17 protein-coding genes and 1 riboswitch are annotated in these 15,729 nt (G+C 69.4%); of the genes, 6 read left to right on the forward strand and 11 right to left on the reverse strand.

Annotated elements, in window-relative coordinates:
- Positions 1-26 precede the first annotated feature (26 nt).
- A riboswitch (cobalamin riboswitch) is annotated at positions 27-204 on the reverse strand.
- 26 nt (positions 205-230) lie between these two features.
- Complete coding sequence (locus tag AWC14_RS22645) at positions 231-1,004, reverse strand: GAF and ANTAR domain-containing protein (RefSeq protein WP_045381384.1); 774 nt, start codon at positions 1,002-1,004, stop codon at positions 231-233.
- Positions 1,005-1,225: 221 nt separating this feature from the next.
- On the opposite strand from AWC14_RS22645, the gene AWC14_RS22650 reads away from it, so the two are divergent.
- On the forward strand, positions 1,226-1,528 hold the full coding sequence (locus AWC14_RS22650) for an STAS domain-containing protein (protein ID WP_052425628.1): 303 nt from the start codon (positions 1,226-1,228) through the stop codon (positions 1,526-1,528).
- Here the strand turns inward: AWC14_RS22650 and ctpC are convergent.
- The 4 genes from ctpC to AWC14_RS22670 form a co-directional block, all read right to left on the reverse strand.
- The gene (gene ctpC / locus AWC14_RS22655) at positions 1,465-3,606 is read right to left on the reverse strand and encodes a manganese-exporting P-type ATPase CtpC (RefSeq protein ID WP_081968215.1); all 2,142 of its coding nucleotides are present in this window, start codon (positions 3,604-3,606) and stop codon (positions 1,465-1,467) included. The genes AWC14_RS22650 and ctpC overlap by 64 nt on opposite strands.
- 31 nt (positions 3,607-3,637) lie before the next feature.
- Positions 3,638-3,919, reverse strand: coding sequence for a DUF1490 family protein (locus tag AWC14_RS22660; RefSeq protein WP_045381500.1), 282 nt, complete (start codon positions 3,917-3,919; stop codon positions 3,638-3,640).
- 83 nt (positions 3,920-4,002) lie between these two features.
- Positions 4,003-4,683: a TIGR03089 family protein gene (locus tag AWC14_RS22665; protein ID WP_045381389.1), complete on the reverse strand. Its 681-nt coding sequence runs from the start codon at positions 4,681-4,683 to the stop codon at positions 4,003-4,005.
- A gap of 25 nt (positions 4,684-4,708) precedes the next feature.
- A complete protein-coding gene (locus tag AWC14_RS22670) occupies positions 4,709-6,181 on the reverse strand; it encodes an LCP family protein (RefSeq protein WP_142281798.1) in 1,473 nt (490 codons plus the stop codon).
- 75 nt (positions 6,182-6,256) lie between these two features.
- Between AWC14_RS22670 and rfbD the strand changes: the two genes are divergently transcribed.
- The 3 genes from rfbD to manB are packed head-to-tail and all read left to right on the forward strand — an operon-like array spanning position 6,257 to position 9,034.
- The gene (rfbD, locus tag AWC14_RS22675) at positions 6,257-7,102 is read left to right on the forward strand and encodes a dTDP-4-dehydrorhamnose reductase (RefSeq protein ID WP_045381503.1); all 846 of its coding nucleotides are present in this window, start codon (positions 6,257-6,259) and stop codon (positions 7,100-7,102) included.
- Between the two features lie 10 nt (positions 7,103-7,112).
- Entirely contained in the window at positions 7,113-7,967 is an 855-nt protein-coding gene (locus AWC14_RS22680) for a glycosyltransferase family 2 protein (RefSeq protein ID WP_142281800.1), read from the forward strand.
- Positions 7,967-9,034: a mannose-1-phosphate guanylyltransferase gene (manB, locus tag AWC14_RS22685; protein WP_045381397.1), complete on the forward strand. Its 1,068-nt coding sequence runs from the start codon at positions 7,967-7,969 to the stop codon at positions 9,032-9,034. The genes AWC14_RS22680 and manB overlap by 1 nt, the downstream gene beginning before the upstream one ends.
- Here manB and AWC14_RS22690 read toward each other — a convergent pair.
- Genes AWC14_RS22690 through cofD form a run of 3 tightly spaced genes read right to left on the reverse strand, consistent with a single transcriptional unit; the run spans position 9,016 to position 11,881 of the window.
- Positions 9,016-9,558, reverse strand: a complete 543-nt coding sequence (locus tag AWC14_RS22690) for an NUDIX domain-containing protein (protein ID WP_045381399.1) — start codon at positions 9,556-9,558, stop codon at positions 9,016-9,018. The genes manB and AWC14_RS22690 overlap by 19 nt on opposite strands.
- A complete protein-coding gene (locus AWC14_RS22695; protein WP_045381402.1) occupies positions 9,555-10,895 on the reverse strand; it encodes a coenzyme F420-0:L-glutamate ligase in 1,341 nt (446 codons plus the stop codon). The genes AWC14_RS22690 and AWC14_RS22695 overlap by 4 nt, the downstream gene beginning before the upstream one ends.
- Complete coding sequence (gene cofD, locus AWC14_RS22700; RefSeq protein WP_045381405.1) at positions 10,892-11,881, reverse strand: 2-phospho-L-lactate transferase; 990 nt, start codon at positions 11,879-11,881, stop codon at positions 10,892-10,894. The genes AWC14_RS22695 and cofD overlap by 4 nt, the downstream gene beginning before the upstream one ends.
- Positions 11,882-12,189: 308 nt before the next feature.
- Here cofD and AWC14_RS22705 point away from each other — a divergent pair, with 308 nt between their 5' ends.
- A complete protein-coding gene (locus AWC14_RS22705; RefSeq protein WP_045381506.1) occupies positions 12,190-12,531 on the forward strand; it encodes a WhiB family transcriptional regulator in 342 nt (113 codons plus the stop codon).
- A 65-nt stretch (positions 12,532-12,596) separates the two neighbouring features.
- On the opposite strand, the gene AWC14_RS22710 is transcribed toward AWC14_RS22705, so the two are convergent.
- Complete coding sequence (locus AWC14_RS22710; RefSeq protein WP_045381408.1) at positions 12,597-13,019, reverse strand: metallopeptidase family protein; 423 nt, start codon at positions 13,017-13,019, stop codon at positions 12,597-12,599.
- 152 nt (positions 13,020-13,171) lie between these two features.
- Here AWC14_RS22710 and AWC14_RS22715 point away from each other — a divergent pair, with 152 nt between their 5' ends.
- A complete protein-coding gene (locus AWC14_RS22715) occupies positions 13,172-13,597 on the forward strand; it encodes a DUF3499 domain-containing protein (protein WP_193393837.1) in 426 nt (141 codons plus the stop codon).
- A 28-nt stretch (positions 13,598-13,625) separates the two neighbouring features.
- Here the strand turns inward: AWC14_RS22715 and tnpB are convergent, their stop codons facing one another.
- Complete coding sequence (gene tnpB / locus AWC14_RS22720) at positions 13,626-15,005, reverse strand: IS607 family element RNA-guided endonuclease TnpB (RefSeq protein WP_045381510.1); 1,380 nt, start codon at positions 15,003-15,005, stop codon at positions 13,626-13,628.
- A 1-nt stretch (position 15,006) separates the two neighbouring features.
- A complete protein-coding gene (locus AWC14_RS22725; RefSeq protein ID WP_045381414.1) occupies positions 15,007-15,594 on the reverse strand; it encodes an IS607 family transposase in 588 nt (195 codons plus the stop codon).
- Positions 15,595-15,729 lie beyond the last annotated feature (135 nt).

The following is a 15,729-nucleotide window of genomic DNA, read 5'->3' on the forward strand; positions in this document are numbered from 1 at the left end:
AGCTCTCTCGGGGTACACCGCCCCGGGTCGCAGGACGCGATGACGCGAGTCTCCTGGCTCTCGGATCGTTGCTCGCCTCGCCTTCCAGCCCGCGGGCCGTGGCGTGTGAGGGTCGCTCCCCGATGACAGTGGCGGGACCGCGCCGGATTCGCACCGGCTTCCTGCGTCGTCATCGCCTTACGGGCGACATTGTTGCATGCCGTTCGCATGTGGGCGACGGCAACGTGCGTTCAGGTCGCGGCGGCCGCCCCGCTGGGCTCCTCGCCGGTGGCGAACCACCGGTTCAGCACCGGCTCCAGCCGGCCCTGCTCTTGAGCCTCGACCAGTTCGGCGGCCAGGTGGCGCAGCTTGACGTTGTGATGTTGCGAGGCATGCCGCAGCCGGTCGAATGCGTCGTCGGAGTCGCACGAGTAGTGCCGCATCAGCAGCCCCTTCGCCTGACCGATCAGGTCGCGGGTGGCCAACGCGGCGTGCAGGTGGTCAACCAGGCGGCGCGAATCGTCGTACAGGGCGGCGTTGTCGAAGGTGGTGCCCGCATGCAACGCGAAGAGCATCACCAAATCCATGACGTGCTCGGTGAATTGGTTGGGGCGCGACGAGAACAGCGTGCAACCCACCGACGGCCGGCGGAACGCGGGCAGCGGCAACGCGAGGCAACTGCGAAAACCGGCGCTGCGCATCCGCTCGGCGAACCCCGCCCAGCGCTGCTCGGTCTCGGCGTCCTCGACCCGGCGCGGCTCGCGGTAGCGGATCGCGTCCAGGATCGGGCCTTCCCACGGGCGTGGCTCGTCGGGATGGTGTGCCAGCGCGGCGATCTCACCGCCGGCCACCGTCTCGAGCTTGCCCGGCGCAACCTCGACGGTGACTGTGGCGTGCTCGCAACCCGGAATCGTGCGCACCGCACGTCTGACCATCCGCTCGACCACGCTGATGACGTCGTCGTCGTCGACAAGGCGGCCCACTTCCGCCAACTCGCGGGACAGCGAATGAAGCTGCTCGTTCATCGGCCCAGGCTACGTGCTCCCCCCGGGTTGCGGAATGCAAACGGTTGATAGGGTGGTGGCGCGGTTGGACCAACAGCCCATACGACGTTCGGTGTTTCCCGAAATCTCGCTGGCTCAGTGGTCGTGATCGCGGTGCCCGACGTCGGTTCCCTCTCTGATCACCGACGGGAAAGGAGCCCGCGACGACTCTGCTGGATGTTCACCACAAAGAACTCGACGACGTGGTGCTGTTGCACCTGCGCGGTGAGGTCGACCTGTCCAATGTCGAAGTTCTGGAACTGGCGCTCGACCAGATCTGCTCCGGCATCGCCCGGCGGGTGATCGTCGACGCCACCGCCGTCACGTTCCTGTCGATGGCCGCGGTGGCGGCGCTGATGCAGGCACAGGCGAAGGGGCTGGATCTGGTGCTGGTGGCCATGCAACGGGCGGTGCTGCGGCCGCTGGAGGCGACCGGACTGGCTCAGCGACTCAGGGTCTTCGCCTCGTTGGAGGCGGCGCGCGCTGTCGCTTGGTCTAGCCGGTAGCGGATCAGCCGGGAACTGTTGGCGACCACCGCGACTGACGACGCGTTGTGCAGGATCGCCGCCAGCACCGGCGACAACGCCCCGCCGGCCCCGATCAGCAGCCCGGCGGCGTTGACGGCGATCGACATGCCGTAGTTCTCCCGGATCACCTCGACTGCCCGCGCACCCAGGTCCCGCACGTCGAGCAGGCGCTGCAGGTCGTCGTTGGCCAGCGCGACGTCGGCGGTTTCGACGGCCACGTCGGTCCCGGCCAGCCCCATGGCGATCCCGATGTCGGCCGCCGCCAGCGCGGGCGCGTCGTTGATGCCGTCACCGACCATCCCGACGACGTGGCCGTCTTCCTGGAGCCGGCGTACCACTTCGAGCTTGTCCTCGGGCAGCACCTCGGCGCGCCAGTCGTCGATGGCCAGCTCGGCCGCCACCACCTTGGCGATCTCCGGATGGTCGCCGGTGAGCATGACGATCCTGCGGATTCCGTTGGCGCGCAGCTGTTTCAAAACTTCGGTTGCCTCGGCGCGAACCTCGTCGCGCAGGCTGATCAGCCCGACCAGGGTGCCGTCCACGGCCAGCAGCAGCGGCGTCTCGGCCTGGCGTCGCAGCTTGTCCACCCACTTGGCCGCCTCGGGGGACACCTGGACGTCCTCGGACTGCAGCAGCGACGGGCTGCCCAGCAGCAGTGTGCGCCCGTCGGCCCACGTCCGCATGCCCAGCCCGACCAGCACCTCGCACTCCTCGTGCGGCGGGATGATGATGCGGCGTTCCTCGGTGGAGCGGATCACCGCCTCGGCCAGCGGGTGCCGCGAGTGCAGCTCCGAGCTGGCCGCGTAGGCAAGCACCTGTTCGGGCTGCCAATCCTTGTGCAGTGCAATGATATTCGTCACCACGGGACGCCCGACGGTCAGCGTCCCGGTCTTGTCGAACACGATCGCGTCCACCCGGCCCGCCTGCTCGAGGTGCGAGCCGCCCTTGATCAGGATGCCCCGGCGGGCGCCGTTGCCGATCGCGGCGCTGATCGCGGTCGGTGTGGCCAAGCCCACCGCGCACGGGCACGCGATGAGCAGCATCGTCATCGCGCGCCGGACGTCGCCGGTGATCGCCAGGGTGATCGCCGAGACGACGAACGAGATGGGAACGAAGCGACGGGAGAAGTTCTCGCCGACGGTTTGAATCGGTGCCCGGTCATGTTGGGCCTCTTCGACTCTGGTGATGATGCGGCCGATGGTGGTTTCGTTGCCGACGGCGCTCGCGCGCACCACCAAACGCCCGCGCAACACCACCGAGCCGGCATGCACCCGTGCGCCGGCGACGATGCTGACCGGCAGGGTCTCGCCGGTGATCGCGGACTGGTCGACGATCGCCTCGCCGTCGACCACCTCGCCGTCCACCGGTATCGCCACGTGGTCGTGGACCACCACCTCGTCGCCGATCTGCACGGTGTCGATCGGCACCTGGACCTCGTTGCCGTCGGCCCGGATCCAGGCCGTGTCCGCGGTGCCGCGCAGCAGGTCGGAGATCGCCCGCCGGGTCCGTCGCAGCGTCAGATCCTGAAGGTACTCACCGATATTCAGCAGCCACAGCACGGTCAGCGCGACCACGTTTTCGCGCAGCACCAGGCTGGCCACCGTCGCCGCCGTGACCAACGCATCGGTGCCGGCACGCCCGGAACGCAGCGAGCGCAGCGCCCCGCGCAGGAACGGATAGCCCATGAACACCGTGGCGCCGGTCGCCACCAGCTGGCCCGTCGGGCCGAGCAGCGGCGGGCGCGCGAAGACGTAGCGGCGCACCCCCAGTAACGCCAGCGCCGCGCCGCCGATCACCATGCGCAACACCTCGGCGTTGCGGACATCCGACGAGCGCGGCGTGCGGGCGGGAATCAGTTCGGCCGCAACGTGTTCGGCGGACTGGATCGCTTCCAGCACCGCGGCGCGGTCGCAGCGCTGCGGCGAATACCACACGACCACCGACCCGGTATGCGGATAGGCGTGCACTGTGCGCACCCCGTTCTGCTTGTCGACGGCCTCTTCGACCGCGACCGCGCGCCGCGAGTTCGAACGCATCCAGGGAACCTGTACGCGCATCCGCCCGGCCGCGTCGGAAACGACGTGCACGTCAGTGCTCGTGGTCGTGGTTGCCTCCGACTGCCGGCGGCGGGGCCTCTTCGCCGATGCGTTCGCGCGCTTCGGCGACCACGTCGGCGAGCTTGAGCCGGGCGGACTCGGCTGCTTCCTCGGCGCGGCGGGTTCCGCGCAGGCTCCACTCCGTCGCGGTCACCGCGGCATTGTGCATCGGAGCCGAGCGCACGGCCTTCCGCAGCACTTCATAAGCGCTTACTCCGACCAGCCCGGTGACGACCGTTCCGGCCGCCTTCGCGAGTAGCCCGTGCACCACCATCGCCACACTCCTTCGTCAGGTCGATCCGCACCCGACGCTAACATAGAAATATTGCGATACCAATATGGATTGGCCGGCGGGCATTAGTCGATAACGCGCGTGACCTTCTCGGTCTCGATCCGGTGCGGCTGCGCCGCCGGATCGGGATTGGCCACCTGCACCAGCGACGCACCGGCCGCCAACACCGAGAGCAGCCCGTCGACCAGCCCGTCGGGCCGGTCCCACGACATCGACGAAAGCACTCGGTCGCCCGACGTCAAACCTCTTGTGGCAGCTGATATTTCGCAGTCGGCGAGCAATTCGTCGGCCGAGCGGCCGGCCAGCGCCGGGCCGGGATCGGCCTCGCCGACGATCTGGTCGCCGTGCACCCGCACCGCGGTCGCATAGTCGGTGACGCCGACCGGCAGGTCGGGGGCGGGGCGGCCGAACGGATCCAGCGACAACACCGCCACCTCGCCGGCCCCGGTCGCGTCCGCCTCGTCCAGCCGTTCCGCGGTGCACAACGCGACGTCGGCGTCCCAGGAGCCGCCAAGCAGGACTTCGGCGCCGATCCACCACACCCCGAACAGCACCGCGGCCGTCTGCCAGTGGGCCGGCAGCAGCACCGCCACCCGGCTGCCCGAGACCGCGCCGAGCTCGTCGCGCAGCAGGTTGCCCGTCTTGGCGGCCCAGTTGGCCAGCGTCACCGCGGAGAGCTCGATGCGCTCGCCGGTGGCGTCGTCGTAGTAGGTGATGCGCGGCCCGACCGGGTCGGCGCGCAGCATCGGGTCGAGAACCGCTTGGCTGAGGTTAATTGACACACTCCGGATGATCCGACCCCGCGGTCAGAATCGGCGACGGCGGGGGAGCGTCGGGGTTGTTGGTGGCGCTGCCGGAGTTCGACGAGACCGCCATCGGCGAGGCGCCGCCGTCGAGCCCGGATCCCGGGCCGGTGTAGTCGTTGGCCAGCACCACCCGCACCGTGCCGGCCGGCACCGACGAGTCGGCGACCACGGGCAGACCGCCGAGCTCTTTGGCCACCGCCTGCGCGCCCAGGTCGTCGGCCTTGGCGGCCTGCACCTGGCTGGCCGTCACGTGCGCGCCTTCGTTGTTGCCGACGGTGCCGGTGGCAAAACCCTTGGTGCTCAACACTTGCGACACCGCCGAGGCCAGCCCGTTGATGTCGGTGTCGTTGAAGACGCTCGCGGCGGTCTTGGCCGGCGTGTAGGCGATTTCCTCGGTCTTGCCCTGGGCCTGATCCTGCAACAGCCCGCCGACCCACTCCTGGACCTGGTGTGGATCGACCCGCACCACGCTGTGCATGCCGTCATCGCTCCAGCCGGCCTCGTCGAGCACCGGGATGGTGGCGAACGCGACGTTGCCGGCGGCCAGCTTCTGCAGCTGCTTCACGAAATCCATGATGTCCCAACCCGAAGACAGCACCACCGAGCGCTGGATGGCGCCTTGCAGCCGCTCCAGCGTCGCCGGGCTCGACAGCGTCTTGCCGGAGATCACCTGGTGGGCCAGCGACGCCATCACCACCTGCTGGCGCACCACCCGGTCCAGGTCGCCGCGGGGCAGGTCGTGGCGCTGCCGGACAAAGCTCAGCGCCTGCGGGCCGTTGAGCTTTTGCCAGCCGGCCGGAAAGTCGGCGCCCGAAAGCGGTTCGTACACCGCCTCTTTGAGGCAGACGTTGACGCCGCCGAGGGCGTCGGTGATCAAGGCGAAGCCCAGTAGCCCGATCTCGGCGTAGTGGTCGACGGTGACGCCGGTGAGGTCGGCGACCGTCTTGATCAGCGCCTCCCGGCCGGCTTCGGTACCGCGCGCCTCGGCTTGGGCGGGGTCGACGCCGGATTCGACGAGGCTGACCCGCTTCTCCTCCTTGACCTGGCCGTAGACGCCGTTGATCTTGGTCTTGCCCAAACCCGGCGCCGAGACATAGGTGTCGCGCGGAATCGAGATCGCGGTGGCCGACTTCCCGTTGTTGGGGATGCGCACCAGGATGATCGTGTCGGTGTTGGTGGCCACCTCGTCGCCGGCCCGCAGGGTCGCCAGTTCATCGGCCGAGAGCGGGTTGCCGTGGGCGTCGGTGCGGCTGTCCATGCCGACCAGCAGGATGTCGACGGCGCCGTCGTCGCCGCCCTGGCCCAGCGACGGCGCGAACATGTGGTAGATCCCGTCCTCGAACGAGCGGACCTGGCTCCACGCCACCCCGGTACCGAGCACGACGGCCACAGCCGCCACGGTGGCAACCACACGAACCACACGTTGCGCAGGCATCACTTCAGGCTACTTGCGTCACAGCGGTATCGCCGGTAGCTGCGCGCGTCGGCGTGCCAGACTCGACACGTGCGAATCGTGATCACCGGCGCCGGCGGACAGCTCGGCAGCGTTTTGGCGGCCCGAGCCACCGAGCAGGGCCGCGACGTGCTGGCCCTGACGTCGTCGCAGTGGGACATCACCGACCCCGGCGCCGCCGAGCGGATCATCCGAGGCGGCGACATGGTGGTCAACTGCGCCGCCTACACCAACGTCGACGGCGCGGAAAGCGACGAGGCCAGAGCACACGCCGTCAACGCCGAGGGCCCGGGACACATCGCTCGGGTGTGCGCGGACGTCGGCGCGGGGCTGATCCACATCTCCACCGACTACGTGTTCAGCGGCTCGGCACGCCGCCCCTACGAGCCCGACGACGAAACCGGGCCGCTCAGCGTGTACGGGCGTACCAAACTGTGCGGCGAGGTGGCCGTCCTGAAAACGCTGCCGGAGGCCACCGTGGTGCGCACCGCGTGGGTCTACACCGGCGGCACCGGCAACGACTTCGTCGCCGTCATGCGCCGACTGGCCGCCGGGGACGGCGGCGTCGAGGTGGTCGACGACCAGACCGGCTCACCGACCTACGTCGGCGATCTGGCCGACGCGCTGCTGCAGCTGGCCGACGACGGCGTGCACGCGCCCGTCGTGCATGCCGCCAACGCCGGTGCGGTCAGCCGGTTCGAGCTGGCCCGTGCGGTGTTCGCGGAAGTGGGAGCCGACCCGGACCGGGTGCGGCCGATCGGCAGCGACCAGAAGCCCCGGCCGGCGCCGCGGCCACCCTATTCCGCGCTGGGCGCGCGGGTCTCGACCGAGGCGGGGCTGACGCCGTTGCGGCCGTGGCGCGACGCGCTGGCCGAAGCCTTATCGCTACCCTCTACGCGTGAGTGACGTCCTGCCGGTGGTGACGGTGACCTATTCGCCGGGCCCGCACCTGGACCGTTTCCTGGCCTCGCTGTCGCTGGCTACCGAACGGCCGCTGAGCGTCGTGATGGCCGACAACGGCTCCACCGACGGGGCGCCCGAGGCGGCGGTCGAGCGCTATCCGAACGTCCGGCTGTTCTCCACGGGCGCCAACCTGGGCTACGGCAGCGCGGTTAACAGGGCGGTCGCGCAGTTGGGGGAGGCTTTAGAAGATCCCGGCGAGTGGGTGGTGGTGGCCAACCCGGACGTGCAGTGGGGGCCGGGCAGCATCGACGCGCTGCTGGACGCGGCGGCCCGGTGGCCGCGGGCGGCCACGCTGGGCCCGCTGATCCGCGACCCCGACGGCTCGGTGTACCCGTCGGCGCGCCACCTGCCAAGCCTGGTGCGCGGCGGCATGCACGCCGTCCTCGGCCAGCTGTGGAAGGGCAATCCCTGGTCGACGGCGTATCGCCAGGAGCGGCTGGAACCGAGCGAGCGGCCGGTGGGCTGGCTGTCGGGGTCGTGCCTGCTGGTACGCCGGGCGGCGTTCGACCAGGTCGGCGGCTTCGACGAGCGCTACTTCATGTACATGGAAGACGTGGACCTCGGCGATCGGCTGGGCCGGGCAGGCTGGCTCAACGTCTATGTGCCGTCGGCCGAAGTCCTGCACCACAAAGGTCACGCCACCGGCCGCGAGTCGGCGAGCAACCTGATCGCCCACCACAACAGCACCTACCTCTTTCTCGCGGACCGGCATTCTGGGTGGTGGCGGGCGCCGCTGCGGTGGGCGTTTCGCGCCGGGCTGGCGATCCGGGCGCGCCTGATGGTGCGCGGCGCAGAAAGGCGGCGCTAGTGACAGACGTCGACGCCGTCGTCCTGGTCGGCGGCAAAGGCACCCGGTTGCGGCCGTTGACGCTGTCGGCGCCCAAGCCGATGCTGCCCACGGCCGGGTTGCCGTTTGTCACGCATCTGTTGTCGCGGATCGCGGCCGCCGGCATCGAGCACGTGGTCCTGAGCACGTCGTATCAGCCGGCGGTGTTCGAGGCGGAGTTCGGCGACGGCTCCAAACTCGGGCTGCAGATCGAATACGTCACCGAGGAGCATCCGCTGGGCACCGGCGGCGGAATCGCCAACGTCTCCGGCCGGCTGCGCCACGACACCGTGATGGTGTTCAACGGCGACGTGCTCTCCGGCGCCGATCTGGGTCAGCTGCTGGACTACCACCACGAGCAGCAGGCCGATCTCACGCTGCATCTGGTGCGCGTCGGCGACCCGCGTGCCTTCGGTTGTGTGCCGACCGAAAACGGCAGGGTCACCGCGTTTTTGGAGAAGACCCAGGATCCGCCCACCGACCAGATCAACGCAGGCTGCTACGTGTTCTCCCGCGAGATCATCGACCGGATACCGCGGGGCCGCGAGGTTTCCGTTGAGCGCGAGGTGTTTCCGGCGCTGCTGTCCGACGGCGTCAAGGTGTGCGGCTACGTCGACGCCACCTACTGGCGGGACATGGGCACGCCGGAGGACTTCGTGCGCGGCTCGGCGGATCTGGTGCGCGGCATCGCGCCGTCGCCGGCCCTGCGCGGACAGCGCGGCGAGCAGTTGGTGCACGACGGCGCGGCGGTATCCCCGGGCGCGGTGCTGATCGGCGGCACGGTCGTCGGGCGCGGCGCCGAGATCGGGCCCGGCGCAAGGCTCGACGGTGCGGTCATCTTCGACGGGGTGAAGGTCGAGGCCGGCTCGGTGATCGAGCGCTCGATCATCGGCTTCGGCGCGCGGATCGGCCCGCGGGCGCTGATCCGCGACGGCGTGATCGGCGACGGGGCCGACATCGGCGCACGCTGCGAGCTACTGCGCGGCGCGCGGGTCTGGCCCGGCGTCTCGATTCCCGACGGCGGAATCCGCTACTCGAGCGACGTCTGAGCCGCGCGGGCGACCAGGTAGGCCAGCGCGTCGTCGGCGTCGGCCGGCAACTCGTCGACCGGCCACCACCGCAGATCCACCGATTCGTCGCTGATCGCGATCTGCGCGCCGGGCGGCGCGTGGGCGACGAACTGCAGGTCGAGGTGGCGGGTCGGCACACCCAGCGAGCAGGTGACGGGATGGACATGGATCGCCGCCAACTCGGCCAGCCGCAGACCGGCGACCCCGGACTCCTCGGTCGCCTCCCGCAGCGCGGCCGCCGCGATGTCGTCGTCGCCGTCGTCGCAGTGCCCGCCGAGCTGCACCCAGCGGCCCAGCCGCGGATGCAGGGTGAGCAGCACCCGGCTGCCGGAGTCGTCGAGCACCAGGGCCGAGGCGGTGACATGACCGGGCACGCATTCGCGGCGGCAGGCGTCGTCGCGGGCAAGCAGAAACGCCAGCACGGCGTGGCGCACCGAGTCCTGCGCCGCATCCGGGGCCTGCCAGTCGGACAACAGCGCGATCGCCGACTCCCGGACGCTCACTTGCGCACCAGCAGGTCGGCGACGGGCACCGGATCTTTGGGCTCCTGAGGTTGCAGTGGATAACCAATCGCGATGGCGCCCAACGGTTCCCAATCGACGGGCAGCCCCAGCTCGTCGCGGACCAAATCGGCGGCGAAGATCGTCGAACCGATCCAGCAGCTGCCCACGCCGCGGACCGCGAGCGCGACCAGCAGCGCCTGCACCGCCGCGCCCACCGCGACGGTGAACATGGTGTGCTCGGCATCGGTGCGGGCGGCGTCGGGGTAGCTGTGCGCGCCGTCGGGCACCAGCATCGGGATGACGACTTCCGCTGCGTCGTAAAGGATCTGACCGCGGGCCACCCGCCGCTCGATCGCGTCGGCGGGCCTGCCGTCACCGGCCAGGTCGGCGCGCCACTTCTCACGCATGCGATCCAGCAACCGGGTGCGCACCGCGGGAGTCTGCAGCCACACGAACCGCACCGGCCGGGTGTGGTGCGGGGCCGGCGCGGTCAACGCCTCGGCCACCGCGGCCTCGACCAGATCCTGCGGCACCGGCTCGTCGGCGAACTGGCGCACCGACCGCCGCAGCAATTGTGCTTCGCGGCGGCCGAGTTCCACCGCTTCGGCGGTGCCGAGCCAGAACAGGTCCTCGGTGCCCGCGCGCACCAGCTTCCGCGCCGTCGAGCCGTCGTCGGACGCCGGCAATCCGCGAACCACGGCCACCGGTATTCCGGTGAGCTTGCCCTTGACCAGATCGGCGGCCGCGGCGATCTCGTCCGCGACGGCGATCTCGGTCACGATCAACTCGTTGCCGTGCGCGTCGACCGCGCCGGCATACCCGTGCAGCACCTCCAAGCCGGCCGAGCCGACCGCGACGTCGGTCTGCCCGTTGCGCCATGCCCGGCCCATCGTGTCGGTGATCACCACCGCGACCGTCACACCCAGCCGCTCGCGCAGCGCCGCACGCAGCGCAGCGGCGCTCGCGTCGGGATCTTGTGGCAGCAGGGCCAGTTCGGTCACGCCGACGTTCGAGCCGTCCACCCCGGCGGCGGCCTGCACCAGCCCGAGCCGGTTCTCGGTGATCAGCGTACGGCCCTTGCGGGCCAGCACACGAACCGCCTCGGTGTCGACGAGCTTGCGCCGCAGCGCATCCCGTGCCTCGGGGTCGTCGGGCGCCGGCACCAGCCGGCCCTCGCACTTGGACACCACCTTGCTGGTGACCACCACCACGTCGCCGTCTCGCAGCCACGGCGCGGCCGCGGCGACGGCGTCGCCCAGGTTGTCGCCGGGCCGGAACTCGGGAAGTCCTGTGACGGGCAGGATCTCGACCGCCGCCGCGGTACCGTGCTCGCTCACGCCGCGACGCCCGCGAGCTCCAGTCCGGCGCCCACCATCGTGGCCGTCGCACTCGGATCGGTCATCAGCAGCGGTATCGATCGCACTGCCACACCGTCGATGTCGGCGTGGTCGCCCTCGTGGACCAGCCAACAGTCCAGGATGCCGGTGCCCGACCGTGCCCCGTAATGCCGGCCGACCGCCTCGGCGGTGGATTCCACGCCGATCACCGTGAGGCATTCTTGAGCCATGCCGCGCAACGGTTTTCCGCCGATGATGGGGGAGTAGCCGACGACGGGCGCATCGGCCGAGCGCAGTGCGCCGCGGATGCCCGGAATGGCCAGGATGGCGCCGATGCTCACCACCGGATTCGACGGCGCCAACAGGACGATGTCGGCATCGGCGATGGCGTCGAGCACTTCGGCTGTGGCATGGGCGTTTTCGGCCCCGATGTAGGCGAAGCTGTGGGTCGGGACTTGTGCGCGATAGCGCACCCACCACTCCTGGAAGTGGATTGCGCGCTGGTCGCCGTCGGCGGGATCGGTGATGACAACGTGGGTTTCGCATCGGTCGTCGCTGGCCGGCAGTAACGTCGCTCCCGGCTGCCAGCGGTCGCACAGAGCGGCGGTGATCTGTGAGAGCGGGTAGCCGGCCCGCAGCATCTGGGTGCGCACCAAATGTGTCGCCAGATCGCGGTCGCCGAGCTCGAACCAGTCCGGCTGGACGCCGTAGCGCTTGAGTTCCTCCTTGGCGTGCCAGGTTTCGTCGCGATGTCCCCAGCCGCGCTGCGGGTCGACCCCGCCGCCCAGGGTGTACATGCAGGTGTCCAGGTCGGGGCAGATCCGCACCCCGTGCATCCAGGCGTCGTCGCCGATGTTGACGACGGCCGTCAGCTGGTGATCGCCGGCTGCACCCGCGCCCGCGAATTGGCCCAAGCCGAGCAGCTGCTGCACGCCGAGAAGAAAGCGGGCGCCGCCGACCCCGCCGACCAGAACCGTGACCTTCACATCGCACGACAGTACGCGCGGCGACGGTGCGGCCCGACACGCCGACGGCCAAACTGTGGCAGTGCCGTCAAAAATCGGTCACGAGATGGTATGGAAATCTTCCCAATCGCTTGACCACGGCTGATAACACGTGTGTAATCTCATCAGTGTCATTTCCCGGTTGGCCGGCCGGATTCGGTGTCGCAGACCGAGATTCGATCATCTGTTCGAATTGAGATGGCCGCACATCAAAACAGTGGGCGACATTCACGAAGCAACGAAATCAGGTGAGGAGGCGGAGCATGTCCTATGAGCACCTACGGGGCCTGATGGGAAGCACACCGCACACCAATACCGGCGCGGCGACGGCGGGGGCCGCAGCGCGACCCCACTTGAGTTTGGTGCCCAGCGCGCCCGAAGTGCCCGAAGTCTTTGAGCCGGTGCCGGTTACCGCCGACCAATGGCAGGACCGCGCGCTGTGCGCGCAAACCGATCCCGAGGCGTTCTTCCCCGAGAAGGGCGGCTCCACCCGCGAGGCCAAGAAGATCTGCCTGGGCTGCGAGGTGCGCACCGAGTGCCTGGAGTACGCGCTGGCGCACGACGAGCGGTTCGGCATCTGGGGCGGGCTTTCCGAGCGGGAACGCCGTCGCCTCAAGCGCGGCATCGTTTAACGCGCGGCGCTAGTCTGCGGGCGACCCGCTGCGCCCGGCTCCGCCGCGCTTGCGATCGCCCGGGCCTAATCGTCGTCGATCGTGGGGTCGATGACGGAGGGTTCGACGTCCAGATACGTGGCCACCTGAGCCACCAGAATTTCGTGCAGCAATTCGGCGAGTTCCACCGTGTCCTTGGCGCGCCGCTCGATCGGCTTGCGGAACAACACGATCCGCGCCCGGGTGGCATTTCCGCGCACGTCCACCCCGGCGGGGATCAACCGGGCCAGCGCTATCGGCCCGTCGGCGATCACCTCGGGCGGCCACTGCACACTGTCGGGGTCGCGGGCCGAGATCCGGGGAATCTCGTCGACCGCGACGTCGAGCCCGGACAACCGGTCAGCCCAGCGCTGCTCGATCGGCTCGTACGCCTCCAGCACCGCCATGTCGAACCGCTCGGCGCGGCTGCGCCACCCCGGCACCGTCGGCGGCAGCAGCGGGCCGCGCATGTCGCGCCCCCGCCGCGAAGCAGATCTGCGCACCGAGCGCCCGGAGCTGCGCGAATCGCTCACGCGCCGATGGTAACGGTTGGACATCGCGGTCCGGCGGTATGCGCGTGTCACCCGATGCGAGGACGTTTGCGCACGATAGCCTCTCGATCGTGACTGTTCCGCGTCGCTGCTGTCGGCCTGGGTGCCCGCACTACGCGGTGGCAACGCTGACGTTCGTCTACTCCGACTCCACCGCGGTGATCGGCCCGCTCGCCACCGCCCGAGAGCCGCACTCCTGGGACTTGTGCGTCAGCCATGCCGGTCGCATCACGGCGCCCCGGGGTTGGGAGCTGGTCCGCCACTCCGGCCCGCTGTCCGTGCCGTCCGACGACGACGATCTAGTGGCGCTGGCCGACGCCGTGCGCGAGGGCCGCGCCGCGGTCCCCGCCGGACCACCGGTCAACGGGTTTGCCGACCCCGACGCGACACCGGCGTCCGCTGGAAGCGGTGCCGTGCTGACCCCGGCGGCGCCGCGTCCCGCCGGCGCCGGGCGCCGCCGCGGCCATCTGCGGGTGCTGCCCGACCCCGCCGACTAGACCGTTGCAAGTGAGTGATCTTTAGTGATCATGCGACTTGCACCCCGTCTCGGGGTTGTTTGGCAGCCTTGCGGCTGCGTCCCTTCCGCGCTTCACGGCCACCTGCCGGGCGAGGCCCGGTCTTACGGTCGGCTCCACGCTTGACGGCGGCCCCAACTGGGCCGACGACGCTAGGTGTTTCCTCGTAGCGTGCGAGGTTGATGGCCGCGCAGTCATCACGCTGGTGCGATGCCGAGCACCCGCCGCAGTGCCAGTGCTCATCCCAGCCGATGTCTTGCACGTGGCCGCAAACATGGCAGGTTTTCGATGACGGGAACCAGCGGTCGGCGACCACCAGCTCTGATCCGTACCAGCCCGTCTTGTAGGACAGGTGGCGGCGCGGTGTGCCCAAGGCCGCATCGGACAGGCCGCGCCGGCGAGCGCGGGTACCCGGCAGGCCCTTTTGCCGCAGCATCCCCGCCGCGTCCAGACCTTCGACAACGATCCGGCCGTGAGTTTTGGCCAATCGTGTTGTCAGGACATGCAAATGATGCGTTCGGACATCGTTGACCCGGCGGTGCAGCCGGGACATCTCGGTGGTGCGCTCACGGTAACGCCGTGAGCCTTTCGTGCAGCGCGAGCGGGCCCGGCTGACATGCCGCAACTCTTTCAGTGCCGCGTCGAGTGGCCGTGGATTCGGCACTTGCTCGAGCACTGTGCCGTCCTCGCTGGCGACCGTGGCGAGGCGACGCACCCCGACGTCAACGCCAACCCCTGAACCGGGGTGTACGACCGTCGGTCGCTGGGGGCGCTGCACGAGGACCCGCACACTCGCGTCCAGCCGGGCGCCGTTTCGGCGCACCGTGATCGCCAGCACCCGCGCCCGGCCTTTCGTGATGAGCCGCTCAATCCGGCGCGTGTTCTCGTGTGTACGGACGGTCCCGATCACCGGAAGCGTGAGGTGGCGGCGGTCAGGTTCGACGCGCATCGCTCCGGTCGTGAACGTCACGCGGTCCTGGTCGTGTCCCTTCTTCTTGAACCGGGGGAAGCCCATTCTCTTGCCGTCACGTGTGCCTGATCGGGAGTTCTGCCAGTTCCAGTACGCGTCGACCCCGCCGTCAATACCGTCGGCGTAGGCCTCTTTGGAACACTCAGGCCACCACACGACACCGGTCTCAGCGTTGACACACACGTCGTCCTTGACCGTGTTCCAGCGTTTCCGCAACACCCGCAGCGACGGCTTGTCCGTCTCAACGCCCGTCTCACGCCACGCCTGGATATCGGCTTTCAGCGTGGCGACGGTCCAGTTGTATGCTTTACGCCGGGCACCGAAATGCCGCGCCAGCGACCGCAATTGATCGTCGGTCGGGTCCAGGGTGAACCGGAACGCCTGCACCGTCCAGCCCTCAGGAATCTTGAACTTCGCCACCTCAGGCCACCTCGCCATCCCCGGCGCCGGCCGCCGCAGCCACAGCACGCCTTGCACGGTTCGCAGCAGGGCGTTTGCCGTAGAGCCGAGCGCACATACTGGTGAGGATCTCTGTCATATCGCGCACCAGGTCGTCATCGACCTCGGCTGAGTCGACCACGACCAACTCGCGGCCCTGGGCAGCGAGTGCGGCTTCGACGTATTCAGAGCCGAACCGGCAGAACCGGTCTCGGTGTTCCACCACGATCCGGCCCACCGACGGGTCGCGCAACAAGGCAAGGAACTTGCGGCGATGCCCGTTTAGCGCCGAACCGACCTCGGTCACCACCTTGTCGACCGGGATCTGCTGGGTCGTGGCCCACGCGGTCACCCGCGCCACCTGCCGATCCAGATCAGCTTTCTGGTCCGCTGAGGACACGCGCGCATACACCGCCGCCAGCCCCTGCCGGGCCGCCTCAGCTGCCACATCATTGACGAGGATCAGCCGACCTACTCGTTGCGCTGCGACCGGCAGCAGCCCAGCGTGAAACCAGCGATGCGCAGTCACCCGCGCAACACCGTTGCGCTCAGCCCACGCCGCAAGATTCATGTCTTTGTTCCTACCGCACACCACTGACAACTACCGACCACTCGGAACGCAACAGATGACAACCCCTGCTTAGCTGTCAGCCGGTCCCGCCGAAACCGTTAGGCTGACCACCAAGAGTCCCGATAGTCAGGAGCC

This window comes from Mycobacterium kyorinense (assembly GCF_002101735.1).
Classification (GTDB): domain Bacteria; phylum Actinomycetota; class Actinomycetes; order Mycobacteriales; family Mycobacteriaceae; genus Mycobacterium; species Mycobacterium kyorinense.